This is a genomic window from Rhodococcus sp. H29-C3, assembly GCF_030063405.1.
GTDB lineage: Bacteria > Actinomycetota > Actinomycetes > Mycobacteriales > Mycobacteriaceae > Rhodococcoides.
The window spans coordinates 15,558-37,604 of the sequence record NZ_JASITC010000004.1 but is presented as its reverse complement, the minus strand read 5'-3'; the positions used below and the strand labels follow the sequence as shown (position 1 = coordinate 37,604).

16 protein-coding genes and 1 tRNA gene are annotated in these 22,047 nt (G+C 64.3%); 6 read left to right on the top strand and 11 right to left on the bottom strand.

Features of this window, described 5'->3' with window-relative positions:
* Positions 1-55: 55 nt before the first annotated feature.
* A complete protein-coding gene (gene acpS / locus QMK32_RS10335; RefSeq protein ID WP_269306838.1) occupies positions 56-448 on the bottom strand; it encodes a holo-ACP synthase AcpS in 393 nt (130 codons plus the stop codon).
* Positions 448-9,732, bottom strand: a complete 9,285-nt coding sequence (locus QMK32_RS10330) for a type I polyketide synthase (protein WP_283474762.1) — start codon at positions 9,730-9,732, stop codon at positions 448-450. Before QMK32_RS10330 ends, acpS begins: the two co-directional genes overlap by 1 nt.
* Before the next feature lie 437 nt (positions 9,733-10,169).
* On the opposite strand from QMK32_RS10330, the gene QMK32_RS10325 reads away from it, so the two are divergent.
* Entirely contained in the window at positions 10,170-10,868 is a 699-nt protein-coding gene (locus QMK32_RS10325; RefSeq protein WP_283474761.1) for a DUF8548 family protein, read from the top strand.
* On the opposite strand, the gene QMK32_RS10320 is transcribed toward QMK32_RS10325, so the two are convergent.
* Positions 10,869-11,651, bottom strand: coding sequence for a TetR/AcrR family transcriptional regulator (locus tag QMK32_RS10320; RefSeq protein ID WP_283474760.1), 783 nt, complete (start codon positions 11,649-11,651; stop codon positions 10,869-10,871).
* A gap of 84 nt (positions 11,652-11,735) precedes the next feature.
* Here QMK32_RS10320 and QMK32_RS10315 point away from each other — a divergent pair.
* The 3 genes from QMK32_RS10315 (at position 11,736) to QMK32_RS10305 (ending at position 12,639) form a co-directional block, all read left to right on the top strand.
* A tRNA-Leu gene (locus QMK32_RS10315) sits at positions 11,736-11,820 on the top strand.
* Positions 11,821-11,881: 61 nt separating this feature from the next.
* Positions 11,882-12,292, top strand: coding sequence for a transcriptional regulator (locus QMK32_RS10310; RefSeq protein WP_283474759.1), 411 nt, complete (start codon positions 11,882-11,884; stop codon positions 12,290-12,292).
* Positions 12,289-12,639: a DUF3817 domain-containing protein gene (locus QMK32_RS10305; protein WP_283474758.1), complete on the top strand. Its 351-nt coding sequence runs from the start codon at positions 12,289-12,291 to the stop codon at positions 12,637-12,639. The genes QMK32_RS10310 and QMK32_RS10305 overlap by 4 nt, the downstream gene beginning before the upstream one ends.
* 6 nt (positions 12,640-12,645) lie before the next feature.
* Here QMK32_RS10305 and QMK32_RS10300 read toward each other — a convergent pair whose 3' ends face one another.
* From QMK32_RS10300 to clpS, 8 genes are all read right to left on the bottom strand, one after another.
* Positions 12,646-13,434 (bottom strand): esterase/lipase family protein, encoded by a 789-nt coding sequence (locus tag QMK32_RS10300; RefSeq protein ID WP_283474757.1) that lies wholly within the window; start codon positions 13,432-13,434, stop codon positions 12,646-12,648.
* 11 nt (positions 13,435-13,445) lie between these two features.
* A complete protein-coding gene (gene rdgB / locus QMK32_RS10295; RefSeq protein WP_283474756.1) occupies positions 13,446-14,057 on the bottom strand; it encodes an RdgB/HAM1 family non-canonical purine NTP pyrophosphatase in 612 nt (203 codons plus the stop codon).
* Positions 14,050-14,835: a ribonuclease PH gene (gene rph, locus QMK32_RS10290; RefSeq protein ID WP_269306824.1), complete on the bottom strand. Its 786-nt coding sequence runs from the start codon at positions 14,833-14,835 to the stop codon at positions 14,050-14,052. The genes rdgB and rph overlap by 8 nt, the downstream gene beginning before the upstream one ends.
* 21 nt (positions 14,836-14,856) lie before the next feature.
* Entirely contained in the window at positions 14,857-15,615 is a 759-nt protein-coding gene (locus QMK32_RS10285; protein WP_283474755.1) for a cyclic nucleotide-degrading phosphodiesterase, read from the bottom strand.
* A gap of 102 nt (positions 15,616-15,717) precedes the next feature.
* Positions 15,718-16,272 carry a rhomboid family intramembrane serine protease gene (locus QMK32_RS10280; protein ID WP_283475326.1) on the bottom strand — a complete coding sequence of 185 codons (555 nt, stop codon included), beginning with the start codon at positions 16,270-16,272 and terminating at the stop codon, positions 15,718-15,720.
* 139 nt (positions 16,273-16,411) lie between these two features.
* On the bottom strand, positions 16,412-17,476 hold the full coding sequence (locus QMK32_RS10275; RefSeq protein WP_283475325.1) for a P1 family peptidase: 1,065 nt from the start codon (positions 17,474-17,476) through the stop codon (positions 16,412-16,414).
* A 6-nt stretch (positions 17,477-17,482) separates the two neighbouring features.
* Entirely contained in the window at positions 17,483-18,043 is a 561-nt protein-coding gene (gene aosR / locus QMK32_RS10270) for an oxidative stress transcriptional regulator AosR (protein WP_283474754.1), read from the bottom strand.
* Positions 18,044-18,110: 67 nt separating this feature from the next.
* Complete coding sequence (clpS, locus tag QMK32_RS10265) at positions 18,111-18,476, bottom strand: ATP-dependent Clp protease adapter ClpS (protein WP_283474753.1); 366 nt, start codon at positions 18,474-18,476, stop codon at positions 18,111-18,113.
* Between the two features lie 128 nt (positions 18,477-18,604).
* On the opposite strand from clpS, the gene QMK32_RS10260 reads away from it, so the two are divergent.
* A complete protein-coding gene (locus QMK32_RS10260) occupies positions 18,605-19,891 on the top strand; it encodes a nicotinate phosphoribosyltransferase (RefSeq protein WP_283475324.1) in 1,287 nt (428 codons plus the stop codon).
* Positions 19,892-19,981: 90 nt separating this feature from the next.
* Entirely contained in the window at positions 19,982-22,030 is a 2,049-nt protein-coding gene (locus QMK32_RS10255; protein ID WP_283474752.1) for an ATP-dependent DNA helicase, read from the top strand.
* Positions 22,031-22,047 lie beyond the last annotated feature (17 nt).

Below are 22,047 nucleotides of genomic sequence, written 5' to 3'. Positions count from 1 at the left end.
ACCACGAACGCCGGCCCACTCGTAACGAGCGGACCGGCGTCGTGTTTCTACAGACCTATTCTTCCAAGATCGCCACGGCTGCAGCGATATCGCCGTCGTGGGTCAGAGACAGATGAATCTTGACTGTCGGCAGAAACTCCAGAGCCATGCCGTGCAGCTTGATCGACGGCCGGCCCCAGGCGTCGTTGACGACCTCGATGAGCGGGTACGGATTGTCACCGATCTGCGGCGGCCTGGCGAAACGTGACGTCGCCCAGGCCTTGAGAACCGCCTCCTTCGCGGCCCACCGTGCTGCGTAATGGCGAGCCGGGTCGGAACTCTTCGTTGCAGAGTGCCGACGCTCCCCCGTGGTGAAGCTGTCGCGGATCATCGTCGTGCCGGCCTTGTCCATCTGCTCGGCGAAGTCGGACACGGTCACCAGGTCGAAACCTACTCCGAGAATAGCCATTACTTGCACCCCGGCAGACCCGAGCGGTAGACATCGTCGTCGCCGAGGCGTGCTGCCTCGGTGAGCAACATGTCCACTTCGAGTTCGCGCGACGCCTTTGCCGGCGTCCCGTCATGTCCGAGCCTTCGGTCTTCTGGCCGCTCGTACAGTGCGTCACCTCCCACCATGGCGGAGATCAGCCTGCGCTGACCGGCGATGCGTCGCTCGTTGGCACGAGCGATGTAGTCGGCGCGACGCTCTGCAGGCACGGATTCGAGGAAGGCCTGCGGGTGAACCACGGCGATGAGACCGGACACGTGACCGAAGCCGAGACTGGTCAGCAGTCCTGCCTTCAGCGGTACCGAGTCGCCGAAACGCAGCGGCTCGCGTGCCCACACGAGGTGTTCGAATTCGGTCATCTTGTCGTCGACGCAATCGAGGCTGCGGTTCGGCGGGATGACTCCGTTGCTGAGCACCTGGCAGAGTCCGATCAGCTGGAATGCTGCGGCTCCACCCTTCGAGTGGCCGGTCAGGCTCTTCTGTGAGACGACGAACAGTGGTGCTCCGTCGGTGCGTCCGATCGCCTTGGCCAGGCGGGTGTGCAGTTCGGCCTCGTTCGGGTCGTTGGCGGCCGTCGAGGTGTCGTGCTTGGAGATCACGGCCACATCGTCGGCACTGACGCCGAGTGCGTTGAGGGACAACGCGAAGGACGAATCCTTGCCCCCACGACCGGCACTGAGCGCACCGAGTCCCGGAGCCGGGATGGAGGTGTGCACGCCGTCGCCGAACGACTGCGCGTACGCAACGACACCGAGGACCGGAAGTCCCATCTCCAGCGCCAGGTCGCCGCGAGCGAGCAGAACCGTTCCGCCGCCCTGCGACTCGACGAATCCGCCGCGCCTACGGTCGTTGGCCCGGGAGAATCGACGATCGCTGATTCCCTTGGCGGACATGGCAGCCGAATCGGCGGTGGCGGACATGTCGCCGAAGCCGATGATGCCTTCGGTGCTCAGGTCGTCGAAACCACCGGCGACGACGAGTTGTGCCTTGCCCAGCTTGATCTTGTCGACGCCTTCCTCGACGGAGACGGCGGCGGTTGCACACGCTGCGACGGGGTGAACCATCGCGCCGTAGCTGCCGATGTACGACTGAACCACGTGCGCTGCAACGACGTTCGGTAGTGCTTCCTGCAGGATGTCGTTCGCACGAGCATCGCCGAGCAAGGTGTCGATGTAGAGCGAGCGCATCGATTCCATACCGCCCATGCCGGTGCCCTGAGTGTTGGCGACCAGTGTGGGGTGTACCCAGCGCATCAGTTCCGACGGGTTGAAGCCCGAGGAGATGAACGCATCGACGGTGGTCACGATGTTCCACAGTGCGACGCGGTCGATGGAGCTCGCCATGTCCGGCGAGATGCCCCACTTGGTCGGATCGAAGCCGGTCGGAATCTGCCCACCGACGGTGCGGGTGAGCTTCATCTTGCGCGGCACGCGAATCTCGGTTCCGGCCTTGCGAGTGACCTGCCAGTCACCGGACTCCGGTACCGGTGCGATGACTGTGTGCTCGGGATCGGCCGCAGCGAACGAACGTGCGTCGACCTCGGTGCCGACCACGAAGGTCAGGTCGTTGTCGAGGAAGATCGAGGTCATCAGCGGCGCTGTGTTGCCGACCATGGCGCCGTCGTCGACGTAGGTGCGGATACCGCACTTCTCGACGACGATGTCGTGGTACTTGTCGGCGATCTCGGCCTCGGGCACGAGGTCACCGGATTCGATGTCGTACCAGCCCGGCTTGGGATCGTTCTCCCACGTGATCAGGCCGGTGTTCCATGCGAGTTCGAGAACGCCTGCGGCGGAGAGCTCCTCGTCGACCTCCATCTCGAAGCGCGTACGCGCACTTCCGTAAGGTCCGAGCTCGCCGGCGCCGACGATGACGATCAGGTCCTTCGGATCGACATCGAGCGCAGGCCACGCCGGAGCAGTGGTCGAGGTGGACAAGCGCGGCGGTGCAGGTAGAGCCGCGATCACCGAGCGGTCGAGTACTTCTTCGACCTTCTCGCCGGCCGCGTCGGCTGCGGCACGGGAAAGCTCGACGAGATCGAGCTTCGTGTTCGCCAGTCCACCGGTCAGGTCGGCAAGTAGAGGCGCCTGCGTGGCCTGGCGGCGAGCAGCAGGCTCGCACAGCTTCAGCAGTTCGGTTGCCATCTCACTCGTCGACCACGTCCGCACGCCTTCGGCCTCGACGGCCTCGACGATCGGATCGTTGCCGCCCATGAGTCCAGTTCCGCGAACCCACCCGATGTGCGCGTGGGCAATGGAAACACGCTCGGCCCAGTTCTTCTCCGAGCCCCACTTGGTGGCGATGGCGTCGAGAGCTGCCTTCGATTCACCGTAGGCACCGTCGCCGCCGAACATGCCGCGGTTCGGTGAACCTGGCAGTACGACGTGCAGGTGGGTATCGATGTCGTTGTCGTAGCCGATCTTCGACAGTCCACCGATGAGACGCTCGACCGACCAGAGCAGAACCCGCATCTCCATCTCGGCGCGGGCGCCGGCGTCGGACAGTTCACCGACGACGCGAGGAGCAGCAAACGGGAACAGCATGGTGGGTGTGACGCCTGCCTTGACGAGAGTCTTTGCCCCGCCCGCATTGTCGACCTGATCGGAGCCGATCCACTCGATGAGCGCATCGACGTCGGTGTAGGAGGCGATGTTGGCCGGAACGACCCACAGTGCTGCACCGGCGCGAGCGTTCGCCCGGTAGAGCTCGCGGTAGAACTTCAGTCGCTCGTCGTTGAGCTTGGAGGTGGTGATGAAGACGGTGGCACCGCCCCCGAGCAGCTTGGCGGCGATCGCCGCGGCGATCGACCCCTTGCTACCACCGGTGACGACGGCAACCTCGTCGGACCATTCACCCTTGTCTTCGGAAGACATTGCGATGTCCACGATACGGCCGTAGAACTCGGCCAGCGTGGTCTTGCGTTCGGCCTGCGCCTTCGACTTCCACCACTGAGCCTGAGCTGCAACAGCATTGCCCGATCCGGCGAAGCTTTCGACGGCGATGTCGCCTGCGGTACCGAGCCACAACCTGGCCAGGTCCTCACGTGCCGTCGCCCAACGATCGTCGACCAGAACGGCCTTCCGCTCGTCGAATGCCGGAGCGACCAGTCGTGGCCAATCCGAACCCAGTTCTGCGGCAACCAGATCCACCAACGCGGCATCCGGATTGTCGACAGCCAAGGCGTTCGGAGCATCGGCGAAGCCGAGCTGCTCGAGAACGAGACGCGCAGCCGAAGCCAGAACCCCGTCGCGTCCGGTGATGTGCTCGGTGAACTCACCGAGAGCAGCCGCATCGACGGTTCCTCCGCTTCCGCCACCGGTCTGCGGGAGCGAGACCGAAACACCGCGGCGAGCGGCGACAGCGGCTACGGCCGAGTCGATGACGTTGTCGACGGCAGTGCCGTCAGCGAGTGCACCGTCGGCCAGACCGCCGAGTGCACCGCCGCGGACCGAGGAGCCGTCGCGGGTTCCGAGAGCGACCTCGGCGGTGACGTGATGCGCCCAGCCGTCACCCAGTTCCCATACTTTCTTGACGCGATCGGCGATGGAAGCCGGACGACGCCCCGAGGGCCCGAAGACCTTGCGGAGGTGGTCGTTGATCGAATCGCTCAGTACCGGGCCGAAGGGCTTGTAGGTACGGGCGAGCTTGTTGACCGTGCCGGAGAGCGCGCCCATGTCGGCATCGGCTGCGCCGTCGATCGCACCGAGTGAAAGCTCGGAACCGAGGTCGACGAGCAACTGGTTACGACGCGAGGAGACGCCGTCGCACAGTGCCTCGATGGTGTCGGCAGGTCCGATCTGATCGAGCTGCAGTTTGGTCCACAGTCCGATGAGGATCTTGGTTGCGTCCGAAGCACTGAAGGAGATGTCCTCGGGGCGGGGGCCACCGGATGGAGCCGAGGGTGCGGCTGCGGGAGCCGGGGCGGCGGAAGCGGCAGGTGCAGCGGCGGTCTCGGCCGGAGCGGACTCCTCTTCCTCCGCCGGCGCTGGATCGGTGTCCGTGCCGTAGACGATCGCGGCCTCACGTTCGAGGTTGAGCACCTCGACCGGGAATCCGAAGCGGCCCGGCAATTTCAATGTCTGCGAAGCCAGGTTGGCGACCGTCGGCGTTGCGCCGAGACCGATTTCGACGAAACGCTCCACACCGAGTCCACCGTCTGACTCTTCAGCGAACAGTAGGTCCTGGGTCTCGATCCAACGGACCGGGCTGGCGAACTGCCATGCCAGCAATTCGGTCAGCACGACGCGGCACAGATCATGCGGGCGTGCGGCCCAGGAATCGAAGTCGGCGAGGACGTTGTTCAGGGGTTCGGAAGGAACGAGGTCCGCGATTTCCTGAATGAACGAACGCTCGAGCGAGAATGGCCTGGGCACCAGGTTCGGCACGTAGCGTCCGAGCAGGATCTCCGGGTCGAGATCAGCAGGCAGCAACGTTTCGAGCCGGGTGCGGAAGTCGTCGACTCCCCCACGCAGCACAGTCGAGTGGAACGGGACATCGATACCGGGTACCACGATGAAGGCGCGCTTGCCACCGAATTCGGCGACCCGGACGTCGATCTCCTTCTCCAGTGCGGCCAAGCCTGCAACCGTGCCGGCAATGGCGTACTGCGATCCACGCAAGTTCAGGTTCACGATCTCGAGGAACTCACCGGAAGCCTCGGCGACACCGGCAACGAAAGCATGCACATCAGTGTCGGCGACACCCATCTGCGACGGCCGGATGGCCGCCATGCGGTAGTCGCTTCGACCGGATGCGTCACGCGGAACGAGCGCATGCATGGCCGATCCACGCTGGAAGACGACCTCGAGGACTGCTTCGAGTGGGAGCACACCTGCGACGGCAGCGAGAGCGTTGTACTCACCGACCGAGTGGCCCGCGAGAATCGAGTTCTCGACGAAGACACCGGATTCACGCATTTCGGCGACCTGCGCGACACCGAGAACAGCCATCGCGACCTGGGTGAACTGGGTCAGGTGGATGACGCCGTCGGGATGGCGGTGAACGGTGCCACGCGCTTTGAGCGTGGTCGGGTTGTCGCGGACGACCGCGAGGATCGAGAATCCGAGAGCCTTACGAGTGTGCTTGTCGGCACGCTCCCAGACCTCACGGGCGGCCTTCGAGCGCGACCGTGCGTCCAGACCCATCCCCTGACGCTGAATGCCCTGTCCGGGGAACGCGTAGACGGTCTTCGGCGGCGCAGTGCGAGCCGAGGCGACCATGACGAGTTCGCCTGCGACACGGCAGGACACCTCGATGAGTTCGGCACCCTGATCGAATCCGGTGCGGTCGACGCGAATGTCGATTTCGGCTCCGGGGCGGACCATCCCGAGGAAGCGGGCGGTCCACGCGGTCAGGCGACGTGGCGGAGTCTTGGTGTCCGCGTAGTCGATTGCGGTGACGGCCTGCTGCGCTGCGGCGGAGAGCCACATGCCGTGCACGATCGGAGAACCGAGACCGGCGAGGAGCGCAGCCGCATCGGAGGTGTGGATCGGGTTGTGATCGCCCGAAACCTGAGCGAAGGCTGCCATGTTGCGTGGCGCGAGGATGGTGGCCTGACGACGACGACGACGTGGTGTGTCCTTGGCGTCGGCACTGACCGAGCCTCCAGCGGGGGCCGGATCGGACAGTTCACCCTTGCCGGTGCGTCCGCGGATGGCGAAGCGTTCGACGAGAGTTGCCACAGCGGGCGCGTCGAGACCTTCCCCGAGCATCGCACCGATGGTGGTGGTGACCTCGACTACGCGACCGAGATCGGTGTCGAGCACCTCCCCTGCCTCAGCTTTGACAACGAGAATCGATGCATCAGTGGGCAGTTCACCTACCAGGTTGACGCTGTGGTCGAGGTGGACCAGATCCAACATGCCCTCGATGACGTCGATTCCCGCAGCTGTGCGGGTGGCGCCGAGGACAGCGAAGACGGCGGGCCAGCACGCTCCGACGAGCACATCGGGAACAGCCTTGCCGCTCACGGTCAGCGAGTCGGGAAGACCCGATCCGGTGACGCCACCGTGGTCTGCCACGAGATCAGGGATCCACGCCAGATTGATGCGTGCAACACCGTTCTTCACCGTGGGAAGGTCTTGTCCCGCAGCGATTCCGAGTAGCGAGGACATCGAAGCCTGCGCATCCTCGGCAGTAACGACGGGGGCGCCGCCGTCGATCGTGGACACGGGGACGGTCAAGCGGATGCGCACCTCCTTGCCGGGGGCGAGCGGAACGGTCAGTTCGACGTGAGTCGAGTCCTGCACGGTGAGAGAGGACCCGGTCTGTGGGTGTGATGCGACGGTGTCGGATTCGACGATCCAGTCCGCGGTGTCACCGAGACGTGCAACCGGGTTCTGCGTCATCCGTGATGCCCAGTCGACGTCAGGGGCAGCAAGAACGATGCCGAGCAGACCGGGCGCGATGCCTGCGTAACGACGGCTCACTGCGGGGGCCGGTGCATTGCCCTCAGCTACCAACTCGTCGGCGGTGGCCTTCTCGAAGCGATCGAGCAGGTCCCCGACCGGCTCGTCGACGCGGGTGATTCCGGCGACGGCAACGGTGCCGGGAATGACACAGACCTGATCGGCGGAGTACCGCGAATCGTGCGCCTGCCACAGCGAGTCACTGCGCCACCAGCGCCGAACGTCACCGTCGACGACGGGAACGAAGTTGATCGGCTTGCCCGGAAGCTTGCAGAGCGAGGTGAAGAAGGTGATGTCCGCCGGGTGCAGAACGACGTCGCCTGCATCGGGGAACTGAGCGAGCAACGAGCGAAGTGCAGCACGCGGACGTTCGAGAGTGTCGACGTCGGCGAAGAGCGTCGGGATCGGGCCGCGGTCGACGGGGTGCAGACGGGCTTCGGTGCGCTGAAGCATCTCGAGGAAACGGGTGCGCCAGGTGACGTCGAGCCATACCGAATCGTTGGCCTCGGTGACCGCGTCGGTGAACTCCCCGCCGCAATCGAAATCCTTGCGCTTGTCCGTGCCGATGGCCAGGTCGAGATAGCGAATGAGCCACTGCTGGTACGTCATCGACTCCACGTCGCCGAAGTACGGCTTGGCAGTTCCGTCGAGTGCAGCGATGATCTCCTCGCGACGCTCGGCCACCGCATCGGCGTTACCGGCGACCTCGTCGAGCAGGCCCCCGCAGCGTGAGGCCGCATTGTCGATCTCGTGGATGTCCGCGCCGAGCTGGCTACGGCCGGAGGCCATTCCGCCGGATGCGGTGCCTGCGCCGACCCAGTCCGGAGTACCCGGGGTGTCGACGAGGAGCTGCTTGACCTCGGGCGAGGTCGTGGCTTCGAGCGTTGCCATGGCGGCGGTACCGACGAGGATTCCATCGAGCGGCATCTTCGGGTAGCCTGCGCCGAGGGACCAACGGCCCGTGAGGTATTCGGCTGCACGCTCGGGTGTGCCGATTCCACCACCGACGCAGATCACCAGGTTGGGACGTGCGCGCAGCTCTGCGTAGGTCGCGAGCAGCAGATCGTCGAGGTCTTCCCACGAGTGGTGCCCACCTGCGCGGCCGCCCTCGATGTGCACGATGACGGGGTAGGAAGGCACCTCGTTCGCGATCCTGATGACGGCGCGGATCTGCGCGACGGTGCCGGGCTTGAAGCACACGTGCGAAATGCCCGCATCGGAAAGCTCCTCGATGAGCGCGACGGCTTCTTCGAGTTCAGGGATACCTGCGGTGACGACGACGCCGTCGATGGCGGCGCCTGCCGCTCGGGCGCGCTGCACGAGGCGACGACCGCCGAGCTGTAGTTTCCACAGGTAGGGGTCGAGGAAGAGCGAGTTGAACTGAATCGCGCGACCGGGCTCGAGGAGCTGCGACAGTTCGGCGACGCGGTCGGTGAAGATGTCCTCGGTGACCTGGCCGCCACCGGCGAGCTCGGCCCAGTGGCCTGCGTTGGCCGCTGCGGCAACAATTTTCGCGTCGACCGTAGTCGGGGTCATGCCGGCGAGCAGGATAGGCGAACGGCCGGTGAGCTTGGTGAAGGTGGTCTCGACGACGACGCGACCGTTGGGCAAGGTGATCGGCTTCGGTGCGAACTCCGACCACGCCGGCGCAACCTCGGGGGCAGCGCCCGGCGTCAGCAGGTTGCGGTGTCCACCGCGCGTGGAGGCAGCGACGATGCCCACTCCTTGTCCGCGCAGTGCCGGAGTCGTCATGCGAGTCAGAAGGTCACCTGGACCGAGGTCGAGGATCCAGTCGGCGCCTGCATCGACGACGCCGTCGATGGCGTCGACCCAGTCCACGGGCGCGACGAGGATGCTGTGGGCAAGAGTGCGCGCAATGTCCACGTCGAGGCCACAGCGCTGCGCCCATGCAGAGACGAGTTCCACCGCATCGCCCAGTGCGGGGTGGTGGAACCCGACCTCGACGGGGAGCTGCTCGAAGACCGGCGCGAATACCGAACCGCCACGCTTCTTGGAATCGCGCTCACGCTCTTCCTCGGCAGCGATCTGCTCGCTGCGCTCCTGCACGCGAGCGAGCTGAGCAGGCGGGCCTGCGAGCACGACGCGACGGCGTCCGTTGCGGATTGCGAGGACCGCGGAACGTTCCGGTGCACCCGGGATTGCGAGTTCTTCGATGATCGACGCGAGCCGTTCCGGTTCCACGTTCGAGACCGAAACCATGGGCGCCCGATTGGCAGCTCCGATGATTCCCCTACGACGTGCGACCAGTCCTGCGGCAGCACCGATCAGCTGTGCAACGGCAAGGAGACGTGCGTCCTGGGCACCATCACTCTTGACCGACTCGGCGGCGATGAGGCCCTGTGAATGCCCGATGACAGCGACCGGTGGTGTCTGCGCGGGGTCGAGTCCTTGCAGCTTCAGCGCACGCAGTGCCGCGACCTGGGTCAGGAATACGCCGGGAAGCGATACGGCCGCGGACGTAAGTGCGGCTTCGGAAGGACCGTCGGTGGAGGCTGCGTCGTCCTCGTCTGCCAGGTCTTGTTCGAGCATCCAGCCGATGGGATCGAATCCGACCGAGCGCACGACGAGGAGTTCGTCTGCAACGGGTGCGAGGATGGCAACGGACTCGTTGACCAGGTCCGTGAGTTCGGGCTCGAGTGCCGAGTCGCGGGCGAGCTCTTCGAGCGAACTGAGCCATGGGGCACCCTGTCCACCGAAAGCCAGCGCGTAGGGCTCACCGGCCGCGAACCGATCTGCGAGCGTACGAGAACCACCACCGCTCTTTGGCGACCTGCTCGCGCCTTGTCCCTGTGATGGTGTGCTCTCGTTGATCGTCAAGTTGCAAGATTCCTCTCGTGAGTACCTCGGATATCGAGGTATTCGTGGATGGCCCTTCGCTGGCGCGGTTCAGCGCTCCGTGGAGGAGGACCGTCGGGGACCGAGTCACTCTGTCCGCGCATCACCAGGCTAAAACACAATCATGAGGAAAGCCTCACGTTTGACTGGACGTCCAACTGCTACCAGCGAGTACGGCCGCTGAAGACCCTTTACCTACCGTTGAGGCAACTCGCCGGTAACAAACATCAGTGCTGGCACAGCCCGAATGGAAGCGCGCCGAACGTGAGGGAACCCTCAGATTTATTGTTACCTTTCCGTTATATGAGCCTCGTCACACAGAGGCCGGATGAGCGCAGGCGCGAAGCTGTCGGTGACCCTGGGTAGCTTCTCGAAGTACATCGACCCATTCTCGAAGTACATAGACCCGGGGGGGATTCATGTATTCATCGGTTACACATATATTTTCGCGGCGCGACCGCGAGGCGCTCACCGCGCATATCGAAACATGTGCAGCACCATCGAAGTCGCCCTACTGGAATCCGGGATGGCCACAGGAAGTCGAAGCGGCCCTCCTCGACGCAGTGTTCTCAGCGCGGGCAACCTACGGCGGACCCGACACCGGCGTGAGGCGCGTCGTCTCCCGTTGGCGTAAGTATCGGCAGTGCGAGTCTCTGGACGATCCGGCCGCGCTCGCCGCGCTCGTGGACAAGCCCGAGGAACTCGCCGAGATTCTCGGGAACAGGCAGCGGGTGGCCGGCAACTCCACCACCAAGGCCGAGTGCGCCGCACGCATCGCGACGGCACTGACCGGACTCCGCGTGGCACGAGCTGAAGATCTCATCGCTTCGGATGAACTTCGCGCAGCATTCACCGCCATCCCCGGGGCCGGAACGAAAACGTGGGAGTGCGCCCTGTTCCTCGTGGGCGAGCGCACACCGGACTCGCTGCTGCATGTGATCGCGTTCACCTCGGACGCGGTCGGCAGAACGCTCGACGGCGAGAGTGCCGAGATGCTTCTCGCCGTGACCGCAGAGAGCATGAACGTCGAACGTGCAGCGCTCGAACATGCGGTGTGGCGTTACCAACGCCGTTTTCCTCTCCCGGGGCAAGGGGCGGAATTGAAGACTGCCGGCTAACTATCGGTGCGGACGTGGCCGCGCCCCCCTCTCGATCAGCGCGGCCACGCCGTCGAGGATGCAATCGACTCCGAACACGTACTCGTGCACCGGATCAGTCACTGCGCCATACGAAGTCGAGGCAGCGGTTCCCACGCGCGCCGACACCGGGTAGTCAGCGTGGTTCATGACGCGCTCCAGGACGGGCGCCGTTGCGGCCCACCACTGTGCATCCGTCATTCCAGATTCCTGGCGAACCTTGTCGAATCGAGCGAGCGCGCGTGCGGTGCCCGCGACATGCGTCAGGACAAGGGTGAGGACCGAATCCATTTCGATGTCAGTGAGCCCGACGCCTTCGATGACCCTCAACTCTGCCTCGTACTTGTCGTTGGTGTGCGGACCCAACACAGCACGCACACCCTGGACATCGAGAATCCACGGGTGACGTTGGTAGAGAAGCCAATTCCGCTCCGCGACGAATCGAAGTCCGTCACGCCAATTTTCGGTCGCCGAGGTGGGTTCGGCGACACTCGAATACAACGACGCAACAGCAGAATCGATCATCAGATCGGCAAGCTCCTCGCGCCCCGGAACGTGCGTATAGAGAGACATCGCACCGACGCCGAGCCGATCGGCGACACCTCGCATCGACACTGCATCGATCCCGTCGGCGTCCGCGATCTCGATTGCGGCGTCGACGATCGCATCGATACTCAAACCGCTGCGACTCGGCTTCTCGTCCACTCGCCACAACAGGGCGAGGGTGCGCGCTGGATCGAAAACGGTCGCTTTCTTGCTTGCCACACCCCGCACAGTACGCTGTACGGCGAGCCGGGGATGTACCTGCGTTTGCGTCGGGATTCGGCGTTGTAGACTTGCACAGCACTCGCGCGAGTGGCGGAATTGGCAGACGCGCTGGATTTAGGTTCCAGTGTCTCAGGACGTGGGGGTTCAAGTCCCCCCTCGCGCACCACTATCAGTGACGACCCCCACCGAACTACCTGAGGTAGTAGATACTCGGGTACCGTCGGGGGGTGTCGAAAACCCACACTCAACGCCGCCCGGCGCTCATCGCTCTGGTGATCGTCTCGGCGCTCGGTTGCCTGGCCCTGGGCTGGTGGCAGTGGGAGCGTTTCGAAGCCGTCGGCGGCGACGGCCAAAACCTGGGTTACGCGTTCCAGTGGCCTCTGTTTGCTGCATTCGTTGTCTACGCGTACCGCAAATTCGTACAGCTCGAAGACGAGGCCGACGCTCCGGAGGACGCGGAGAACGACGGCGTTGCCGAACAGGTCGTGCGTGAAGTTCCCGCGGATCTGCTCCCCCAGCGACCGGTGGCTCCGGTGGAGGATGACCTCGAAGATCCCGAGGCCCGCCAACTTCTCGAGTACAACAGCTATCTTGCGGAGCTCGATCGCTCCCGCGAGTCCGACAGGAGCACCAAGTGAGCACGGCACCACAGCAATCTGCATCAACCGAAAAGACGAAGAAGATTGCTTCCGCACTCCTGCGCTACCGGGTGCTCGCCTATGCGACCGGCATCTGGCTACTCGTTCTCACAGTCGAGGTCGTCGCCAAGTACATCTTCGGTGTCGAGAATCTGCCGACATGGATTGCCGTGGTGCATGGCTGGGTTTATCTCGTCTACCTCATCCTGACGGTAGATCTCGCTATCAAGGTTCGCTGGCCTGCGTTGCGCACCATCGGGACCTTGCTCGCCGGCACGGTTCCGTTCCTGTCGTTTTTCGTGGAGCATTGGCGAACGACGCAGGTCAAGCGCGATTTCGGGGTCTGAAACCGTTCAGCACCCGACAGCGGTGAGATCGGAACCGCCCAGCGCGTTCGATACCACCTGCTGTGCAAGAGGGTCATAGGAGATTCCAGTGTGCTCGGTGACGTTGCCTGGGCACAGGTCTTGAAGCACGACGTTCGTGTTTCCCTCCCCCGTCAGCAATGACGCCTCATAGGGCACAACCTGGTCGTAGCGAGTCACGATCGTCGTGTGCTCGACTCCGGGATAGGTGTCACTACCCTCGTTGAGACGCTGAAGAGCCTCGTCGGGAGGTGGGCCCGGAGTCGGATAGTTCGGCGGCGACAGCGCGACGATCCGAGCTACGTACTCCACTCCCCCGAGAAACCGGACGTAGTAGCGCGGTACGGTCCCACCTTTCGAATGCCCGACGATGGCGACCTTGTGCGCGCCCGTCGAGGTCCGGACGGTGTCGACGAACCGCCCCAGTTCGGCTGCGCTGTCCTCGAGCGAACCCAGACCGCCGAACGGAATGCCTTCGGGCGCTCCGTAATCGAGCGCAAAGACGCAGTAACCTTCGGCTTTCAGCATCGGCGCCATCGATGCCCAGTTGTCGTAGGAGTTCTCGAGGAACCCGTGAACGAGCACGACCGGTTCCGGGTGTTCGGCACTCGGGACGCACGCGTAATCGTTGGCACCCGAAGGGCTCGATCCCGGGTGTGCGATGGAGTACAGCGTCGCCTCGGCGAACGAGTTCTGCACCGGGGACGCTCCCGCCGGGACCGGTGCAGCAAGCATTCCAGCAGCCACCAGGACCGCGGCCACGACAGTTCGTTTCACGAGACCAGTCTCTACCCGGTAAGCGTCTCGAGTGCAGGAATCAGCAATGTCAATGCACGCCCTCGATGCGAGGAGGCATCTTTCTCTTGCGGACTCAGTTCTGCCGCCGATCTACTTTCCCCTTCGGGAACGAACACCGGATCGTAGCCAAAACCATTCTCGCCCAACGGCTCTCGTTCAATCATGCCACGCCATTCACCTCGAACGACGGCCTCGACGCCGCCGGGAACGACCAGCGCGCAGGCAGAGACGAAACCTGCACCCCTACGCTCGTCGGGTACGTCGCCCAGCTGCGCCAGAAGCAACGAGGTGTTGGCGCCGTCGTCTCCGTGTACTCCGGACCATCTTGCCGACAGCACACCCGGCATACCGTTCAATGCGTCGACTTCGAGACCGGAATCATCTGCAACACAAGCGAGCCCGGTCGCAGCCGCGCCGTCGCGGGCCTTGGCGAGCGCATTTTCCTCGAACGTCGAACCGGTCTCGGGTGCCTCTGGGAACTCGGGCACCTCGTCCAATCCGACCAGTTCGATTCCGAGGACTCCCGCGCCATCGAGCACTCGACGCAACTCCTGTAGCTTCTTGGCGTTGCGGCTCGCGACGAGAAGCTTGGTGTCAGCCACCGAACTTCTTCTTCGGTGCGTCGACGGCAGGTTCGGGAAGCACGCCGGGGTACGGCTCGGCAAGTGCAGCCTGCTGCACCTCGAAAATCTTCTCGATGCCTGCGAGAGCTGAATCGAGCAGCTTGTCGAGAGTGGTCCTTGGGAACGTAGCGCCCTCTCCGGTGCCCTGGATCTCGACGAGAGTGCCGGTGTCGGTAGCTACGACGTTCATGTCGACCTCGGCTCGCGAATCTTCCTCGTAGGGCAGATCCAGCCGAACACGGCCGTCGACGACGCCGACGCTCACCGCTGCGATGGCACAGGAAATCGGCTGCGGGTCCGCGAGTCGACCGGCCGCACGCAGGTAGGTGACGGCGTCGGACAGTGCAACGAATGCGCCGGTGATGGCCGCGGTACGGGTTCCGCCGTCTGCCTGCAGTACGTCGCAGTCGATCGCGATGGTGTTCTCACCGATAGCGGCAAGGTCGATGCATGCGCGCAGCGACCGGCCGACGAGGCGGGATATCTCCTGGGTCCGCCCACCGACCTTGCCCTTGACGGACTCACGTCCGCTGCGGGTATGGGTTGCGGCGGGGAGCATCGCGTATTCGGCGGTGAGCCAACCGAGGCCCGAGCCTTTACGCCAGCGAGGAACACCCTCCTCGACGCTCGCGGTGCACATGACCCGCGTGTTTCCGAACTCCACCAGCACCGATCCTGCCGGGTTGTCGGTGAATCCGCGGGTGATCTTGATGTTGCGGAGCTCGTCGTCCGCTCGGCCGTCTTCTCGTCTGGACACGGAAGCAAGCTTAACCCTGACCTAGACGGTGAAGACATCGCCCGGCTGGACGGCGTGCACCGGACCACTGAACTCGGCCTTCGCTTCCGCGATGACATCTTCCCTGGAAGTCCACGGCGGGATGTGAGTCAGCAACAGCTCACCCACGCCGGACTCACGTGCCAGCTGCCCAGCCTCGGTCCCGGACAGATGGATACCTTGCGGGCGGTCGGAACGGTGCGTCCACGATGCTTCCGACAACAGCACGTCGGCACCGTGAGCGAGATCGCGGACTGCCTGGCACATTCCCGTGTCCCCCGTGTACGCGAACAGCTTCCCCGCCCCTGTCGTGATCCGCATGCCGTAGGACTCCGGCGGGTGATAGACCTGGCGGGTGTGCACGGTGAGCTGTCCGTGTTCGATGGTTCGGCCGTCCTGCCAGCGACGCAGATCGATCGTGTCGGACATGTCGTCGATCTGGCCACCGCATTCGGCAGAGGCGACGCCGAGCCGGAAAGCGGTGTCTTTCGGCCCGTATACGAGTGCGCGCCCCGCAGGCGGATTCGGGTGGTATCTACGCCAGACCAGGAGCCCCGGCACATCGAGACAGTGATCTGCATGTAGATGGGACAAGAACACACTGACGTCACCGGGATCTGCGTATTTCTGCAGCGCACCGAGCACGCCAGGACCGAAGTCGAGCACGACAGGCGATGTTCCCGGTTCGTCGAGCAGGTAACCCGACGCGGGGGAATCAGGCCCTGACACACTCCCCGAACATCCCAGGACGGTAATTCGCATGTACGTCATGCTGCCACGTCGACGCCCGGCACCGAAACGTTCGACACGTTTTTACGAAGTTAACCACCACTCTGCGCGTTGTGGCGATGTCGGCGGAGAGACTCAGCCGAGAGATTTCTGCTTACGCGCCTCGCGGGCATCGGAGGACAAGACCCACGCCGCAAGGACTCCTCCGACTGCGCCGAAGAGGTGGCCTTGCCACGACACCCCAGGTGTACTCGGCAATACGCCCCACAGCGCGCCGCCGTAGATGACGAACACCACGACGCCGACGGCAAGTTGGCCCAAGTTTCTGGTGAAAATTCCCCGCGTCAGCAGATACGCGATCCAACCGAAGATGAGAACCGATGCGCCGATGTGGTTCGAGTTGCTACCGCCGATCAACCACGTACCGACACCGCCGACGACCCAGATGATGCCCGTGGCTGTCAGACCACGCGCCAGCCCGGAAAGCAGAACGAGGAATCCGAGAATCAGAACCGGAAGAGTATTCGCGATCAGGTGGGCCCAGTCGTCGTGCAGCACCGGCGCGAACAGAATTCCCCACAAACCGTCCACACTGCGCGGGTTGATCCCCGCCTGCTCGACGCGACTACCCGAAGCGACGTCGATGATCTCGATGACCCACAGCAGCACGACGAACGAGCCCATCAACATCGCGGCCTGCCGCCACAGTGGGCGTTTGGGTGCGGCAACGGGAAGGTAAGGGTTCGTCGTCACAGAACTAGGCCTTTCTTCCAGCCCCGATATACACGCACCGGGGAGGTGGTCTGCCCTTCGAAGTCTACCGCTGTGGTCAGGGCGCAAAGGCCGACGGAAAAATCTGACGGTACGTCGCAATACCGGCGATCGAGGTCGCGTCGAGCAATGCATGCACAATGGCCCGCTCGACGACATCGGCCGCAACCGCGCACACTGCGTCGAGAACCGGCAGGTCGGAGGAAAATGCCTTGGGCATGGCAGTTTCGGTGACGACCTTCCTCGTGCCGGTCGAGAGCGCGAAAATCGTGTCGCCGTCGAGTGGCGAGTGGGCAGGTCTGATCGCCCGTGCCAGGCCGTCGTGAGAGGCGACGGCCACGCGCTTGCACGACGCCGCGCTCAGATCCACATCGGTGCCTACGACACCGATCGTCGTATTGAGGGCGGTGCCCTTGGGTGCAAGTGCATTGGCTTTCCACACCTCGTGCACGTCGGGTTTGCGCATCCGGTACGCATCGGGCCCTTCCGACCCGACTCCCCACGGAAGTCCGGTTCGGGGATCGAACACCGAACCGACCGGATTGGTGACGATCAGTGCACTGACGGTGATGCCGTCGGCAGGTCCTCCCTCGATGACGGTGCTCGCCGTGCCGACGCCTCCTTTGAGCACCCCCGCGCGAGCACCGACGCCTGCGCCTACCGAACCGGTCGCGAAATCGGCTCGAGCGGCCGCTGCTGCGCGATATCCGAAGTCGGCGGTAGGCCGGATGGACCAATCCCCTACCGGCAGATCGAAGATGACCGCCGCAGGAACGATCGGTACCACCTGGTCCGGGCTACCCATGGCAATTCCGTGTCCGTGCTCTTCGAGCCATCGCATGACACCGTCGGCGGCAGCGAGTCCGTATGCGCTTCCACCGGTGAGGAGAACGGCGTTGACCTGCTGCACCGAATGGCTCGGATCGAGCAGATCGGTCTCACGGGTGCCGGGACCACCTCCCCGAACGTCGACTGCGGCGACGGCGCCGCCGAGAGCGCGGATCACCGTGCAGCCGGTAGCCGCGCCGGACCCGAGTTCGGCAGCCGGATCGATCTCGTGGTGATGCCCCACCAGTAAGCCTGACACATCGGTCAGTGCATCCTTCGGACCCGTCCCCAACAGGTACTCCTACGGAATGAGGACCTGAACGAGGGAATCCTGCATCCAGGTCAGCCAGTGGTACACATCGAGATGGGGAGCCCGTGGATCCCCCTCGTCGAGAACCTCAGGAGTGTCGGCGTCGATACCCAAGGTGGTTCCGAGCGCCAACCTTACGTCGTTGAGGCCCATCAGCCAGGACTCCGCCTGTGCGGGGGTCAGGACGACTTTTCCGCCGTTCGACGGAATCGTGTCGAGGATGACTCGGCTTGCAGCGAGCTTGGCGTCGATGATCTCCGGCTCGTGCAATCCGCGAAGCGCGCCATTGAGGTTGGCCGTATCGGAACCGGAATCCGGGCGATGAAATTCCGGCAATAGCCGCGCGAGCGCTGCATCTTCGGGTGGACTGCTGTGGCCGGTTCGTAGACCCGTCATGGCCGCCAGCTCGTCCGTCGGGGCATCGGCTTCTCGATCGCGGAGAAGACCGACTACCGATTCCACGAGCGATCTGAGCACAGTCGCTTCTCTGGCGTCCATATCCGAGCGGATCTTGACCCCGCTCAGTGAGTTCTTTCTGCTCCACATGCGCACTGCGCTCTTCTGCCCCGTCCTTGGATGCCTGGCCTGCTGTCTCGAGGCCCGTACGTGTCTGGTTGCCCTATTTGTCCTGTTGCATCGTGGCCCACAAACCGGCCGCATGCAGTTTGCGCACGTCGTTCTCCATCGCATCGCGCTCACCGCTCGAGACGACTGCCTTACCTTCCGAATGAACCTGCATCATCAGGTCGGTGGCTTTCGCTTTGCTGTATCCGAACAACTTCTGAAAAATGAAGGTGACGTAGTGCATGAGGTTGACCGGGTCGTCCCAGACGATGGTCACCCAGGGCACATCGTGTGCCTCGTCCCTTGCCACCACTTCGGTTTCCGCTGGTACCGCCTGGGGGGATGCCGCCGACGGTGAAATCGACGATTTCGGTACCGCGACCGCTCTGCCCACGCTCGGTCGTGCCGTCGATGAAGCCATACCTCTCAGGGTACGACGCGGGAGCTGTAGTACACACCTTCACCCCTAGGCCTCGTACTGTTGTCTCCGTGACCGACGCCTCGATCTCCAAGCCGGACTTTTGCGACCATGAACGCAGTACCGCGCTGATGACGGACCAATACGAATTCACCATGCTCTCGGCCGCGCTTGCCGACGGTTCTGCGCACATACCGTGCAGTTTCGAGGTCTTCGCGCGGCGGCTGCCGAACGGTCGGCGATACGGCGTCGTCGCCGGTACTGCCAGGTTCCTCGAGGCACTGACACGATTCCGCTTCGGGCCGGCCGAGATCGAGCCGCTCGCGGCCTTCCTTCCGACCAAGACCCTCGAGTGGCTCGAGAACTATTCTTTCGGTGGCGACGTGGACGGCTATCGAGAAGGCGAACTGTACTTCCCCGGTTCACCGGTGCTGTCGGTACACGGAACCTTCGCCGAATGCGTCGTGCTGGAAACTCTCGCCCTGTCGATTCTCAACCACGACAGCGCAATAGCGTCGGCGGCCGCACGTATGGCGAACTCCGCGGGTACTCGCCCGCTCATCGAGATGGGTTCGCGTCGCACTCATGAAGAAGGCGCCGTCGCGGCCTCACGCGCCGCCTACATCGCCGGCTTCACCGCGACGTCGAATCTCGAAGCAGTACGACGCCACGGCGTCCCCGGGGCCGGAACTTCGGCGCACGCCTTCACCCTCCTTTACACCGACGCCGATGGTCCGAACGAGAAGGCCGCCTTCGCCGCGCAGGTTCGTAATCTGGGGGTCGGCACGACGCTGCTGGTCGACACCTACGACATCACTGCCGGTGTCGCCAATGCCGTCGAGGTCGCCGGTACCGGTCTGGGCGGAGTTCGCATCGATTCCGGAGACCTCGGAGTGCTCGCCCGGCAGGTCCGCCGTCAACTCGACGACCTCGGTGCGACGGAAACGAAGATTGTCGTATCGGGTGATCTCGACGAGTATGCGATCGCCGCACTGCGCGCCGAACCGGTGGACAGCTACGGCGTCGGTACCTCTCTGGTGACCGGATCGGGGGCGCCCACCGCGGGCATGGTCTACAAGCTGGTGACGGTCGACGGGCGTCCCGTCGCCAAACGCAGCAGCCACAAGGAGTCCCGCGGGGGCGCCAAGGCCGCGATCCGAACCACACGCGCCACGGGAACTGCGGTCGAAGAAATCGTGTATCCAGTGGGCAGCACGCCGGTGATCGACGACGGACTCGACGCCATCGACCTGTGTCGGCCCCTGGTGCGCGGCGGTGTGCAAGAACCGTCGCTACCGGGACTGGACGCTGCACGAGAACTGCTCGCAGTGCGGCTCGTCAGTCTTCCGTGGGAAGGACTCAAACTTTCGCAGGGCGAACCTGCACTGTCGACGCGGTTCATCGCACCCCCCGCGTGAACCGTCGCCCGCGGCAGCGGCAGTGGCAGTGGCAGTGGCCGGACGGTGTCGATGGCGCATCCGGTCGGTGAGTGGCAGTAGTCTTCTGCGGTGCCGTCGAAGACCGAGCTCCCCACAGTTCCCGCCCTACTGAAGGCCGCGGTGCACTCGCTGGGAGGCAAGGAACGCAGCAATCAGCTCACGATGGCATCGGCCGTCGCGCACTCGATCGACACCGGGGAGCACCTGGCCGTGCAGGCTGGGACCGGAACCGGTAAATCGCTGGCGTACCTCGTGCCGAGCATCAGACATGCTGTCGAGTCCGGGCGCACCGTCGTCGTCTCGACAGCAACCATCGCGTTGCAACGTCAGCTCGTGGACCGTGACCTCCCACGACTGGCGGATGCACTGAAGGATGCCATCGGTAGGCGGCCGAAGTTCGCAATACTCAAGGGCCGCAACAACTATCTGTGCATGAACAAGATCCACACCGGAGCATCCGAGGAGAAGCCCGACGCAGAACTCTTCGACGCGTTCGCCATCTCCCGCCTCGGCCGCGAGGTCGTGCGGCTCACGCAGTGGTCTTCCGACACCGACACCGGCGACCGTGACGACGTCGTCCCTGGGGTCAGCGATCAGGCATGGCGGCAGGTCAGCGTCACCGCACGTGAATGCCTCGGCAAGTCTCGATGCCCCGTCGGCGAGGACTGCTTCGCCGAGCGCGCACGCACCGAAGCGTCACAGGTGGACGTCGTGGTCACCAACCACGCACTGCTGGCCATCGATGCCATCACCGGAATCCAGCATCTTCCCGAACACGACGTGGTGGTCATCGACGAAGCGCACGAACTCGTCGATCGAGTCACCGGCGTTGCCACTTCGGAACTGTCTGCCGCCACGGTCACCGCTGCTGCTCGACGGTGCTCCAAGCTGATCGAGGAGGAGATCGTCGACGCACTCGACGGCGCGGCGGACAACTGGGCTGAGATTCTCGACAGCCTCCCGTCCGGCCGATGGTCGGCTCTCCCGGACGGGGTGGGGCCCGCCCTGGCCTCTGTTCGAGACTCCGCCTGGGCCGTTCGTACCGCGATCGGTCCGCAGAAGCAGAGCATGGCGGCCTCGGACCCGGAAGCCGCCGCCGCGCGCAATGCGGCCCTCGTGGCCATCGACGAAGTCCACGACAGCGCGGTAAGAGTACTCACCGCCTTCGACGAACCGGACCCTGCCAAACGTAAGGACGTCGTCTGGCATGCAGTCGACGACTTCCGTGGGAACGTCAAACGCACCGTCCGAATAGCGCCTCTGTCGGTCGGGGGTCTACTGCGCAGCCGACTCTTCGCCGAGTCGACCGTGGTGTTGACTTCGGCGACGCTGACGGTCGGCGGCTCGTTCGACGGACTCGCCATCAATTGGGGTCTTCCGGCCCAGAATTCCGCACGCAGCGACACTGCTATGGCGTCGGGCGCTCAGGCACCGTCCGACACCGCGTCGATTCATTGGAATTCGCTCGACGTCGGGTCCCCGTTCGACCATGCGAAGGCCGGCATTCTGTATGTGGCCAAACATCTTTCGCCTCCCGGCCGTGACGGCTTGTCCGCCGAGTACTTGGACGAAATAGAGGCACTGGTCAGTGCTGCTGGTGGCCGGACACTGGGCTTGTTCTCCTCGATGCGCGCGGCGAAGACTGCCGCCGAAGAGATGCGCGAGCGACTGGACACACCGATCCTGTGCCAGGGCGACGACTCCACGGGCGCGTTGGTCACCAAGTTCGCCGAGGACGAATCAACCTCGCTCTTCGGCACCCTGTCGCTATGGCAAGGAGTGGACGTTCCCGGTCCATCGCTCAGCCTGGTGATCCTGGATCGGATCCCGTTCCCCAGACCGGACGACCCGCTACTGGTGGCCCGGCAACAGGCAGTGGAGTCCCGTGGCGGCAACGGCTTTCTCTCGGTCGCCGCCAATCATGCCGCGCTCCTGCTCGCACAGGGCGTCGGCCGGTTACTGCGCAGCGTCGACGACAGAGGCGTCGTCGCTATGCTCGACCCACGACTTGCGACGGCTCGCTACGGCGGCTACCTCAGGGCCTCGCTTCCCCCGTTCTGGGAGACGTCCGACCCTGAGGTAGTGCGCAAAGCTCTCACCCGGCTTTCCGGAAGGTAGCCACCTTCGCAGAACCG

What these genes read in the sequence shown, in the direction of transcription:
- QMK32_RS10260 (WP_283475324.1), top strand. Translation starts at nt 18,605, where the DNA reads ATGACGGACCAATACGAATTCACCATGCTCTCGGCCGCGCTTGCCGAC.
- QMK32_RS10325 (WP_283474761.1), top strand. Translation starts at nt 10,170, where the DNA reads ATGTATTCATCGGTTACACATATATTTTCGCGGCGCGACCGCGAGGCG.
- QMK32_RS10280 (WP_283475326.1), bottom strand. Translation starts at nt 16,272, where the DNA reads ATGTTGATGGGCTCGTTCGTCGTGCTGCTGTGGGTCATCGAGATCATC.
- QMK32_RS10285 (WP_283474755.1), bottom strand. Translation starts at nt 15,615, where the DNA reads ATGCGAATTACCGTCCTGGGATGTTCGGGGAGTGTGTCAGGGCCTGAT.
- clpS (WP_283474753.1), bottom strand. Translation starts at nt 18,476, where the DNA reads ATGGCTTCATCGACGGCACGACCGAGCGTGGGCAGAGCGGTCGCGGTA.
- acpS (WP_269306838.1), bottom strand. Translation starts at nt 448, where the DNA reads ATGGCTATTCTCGGAGTAGGTTTCGACCTGGTGACCGTGTCCGACTTC.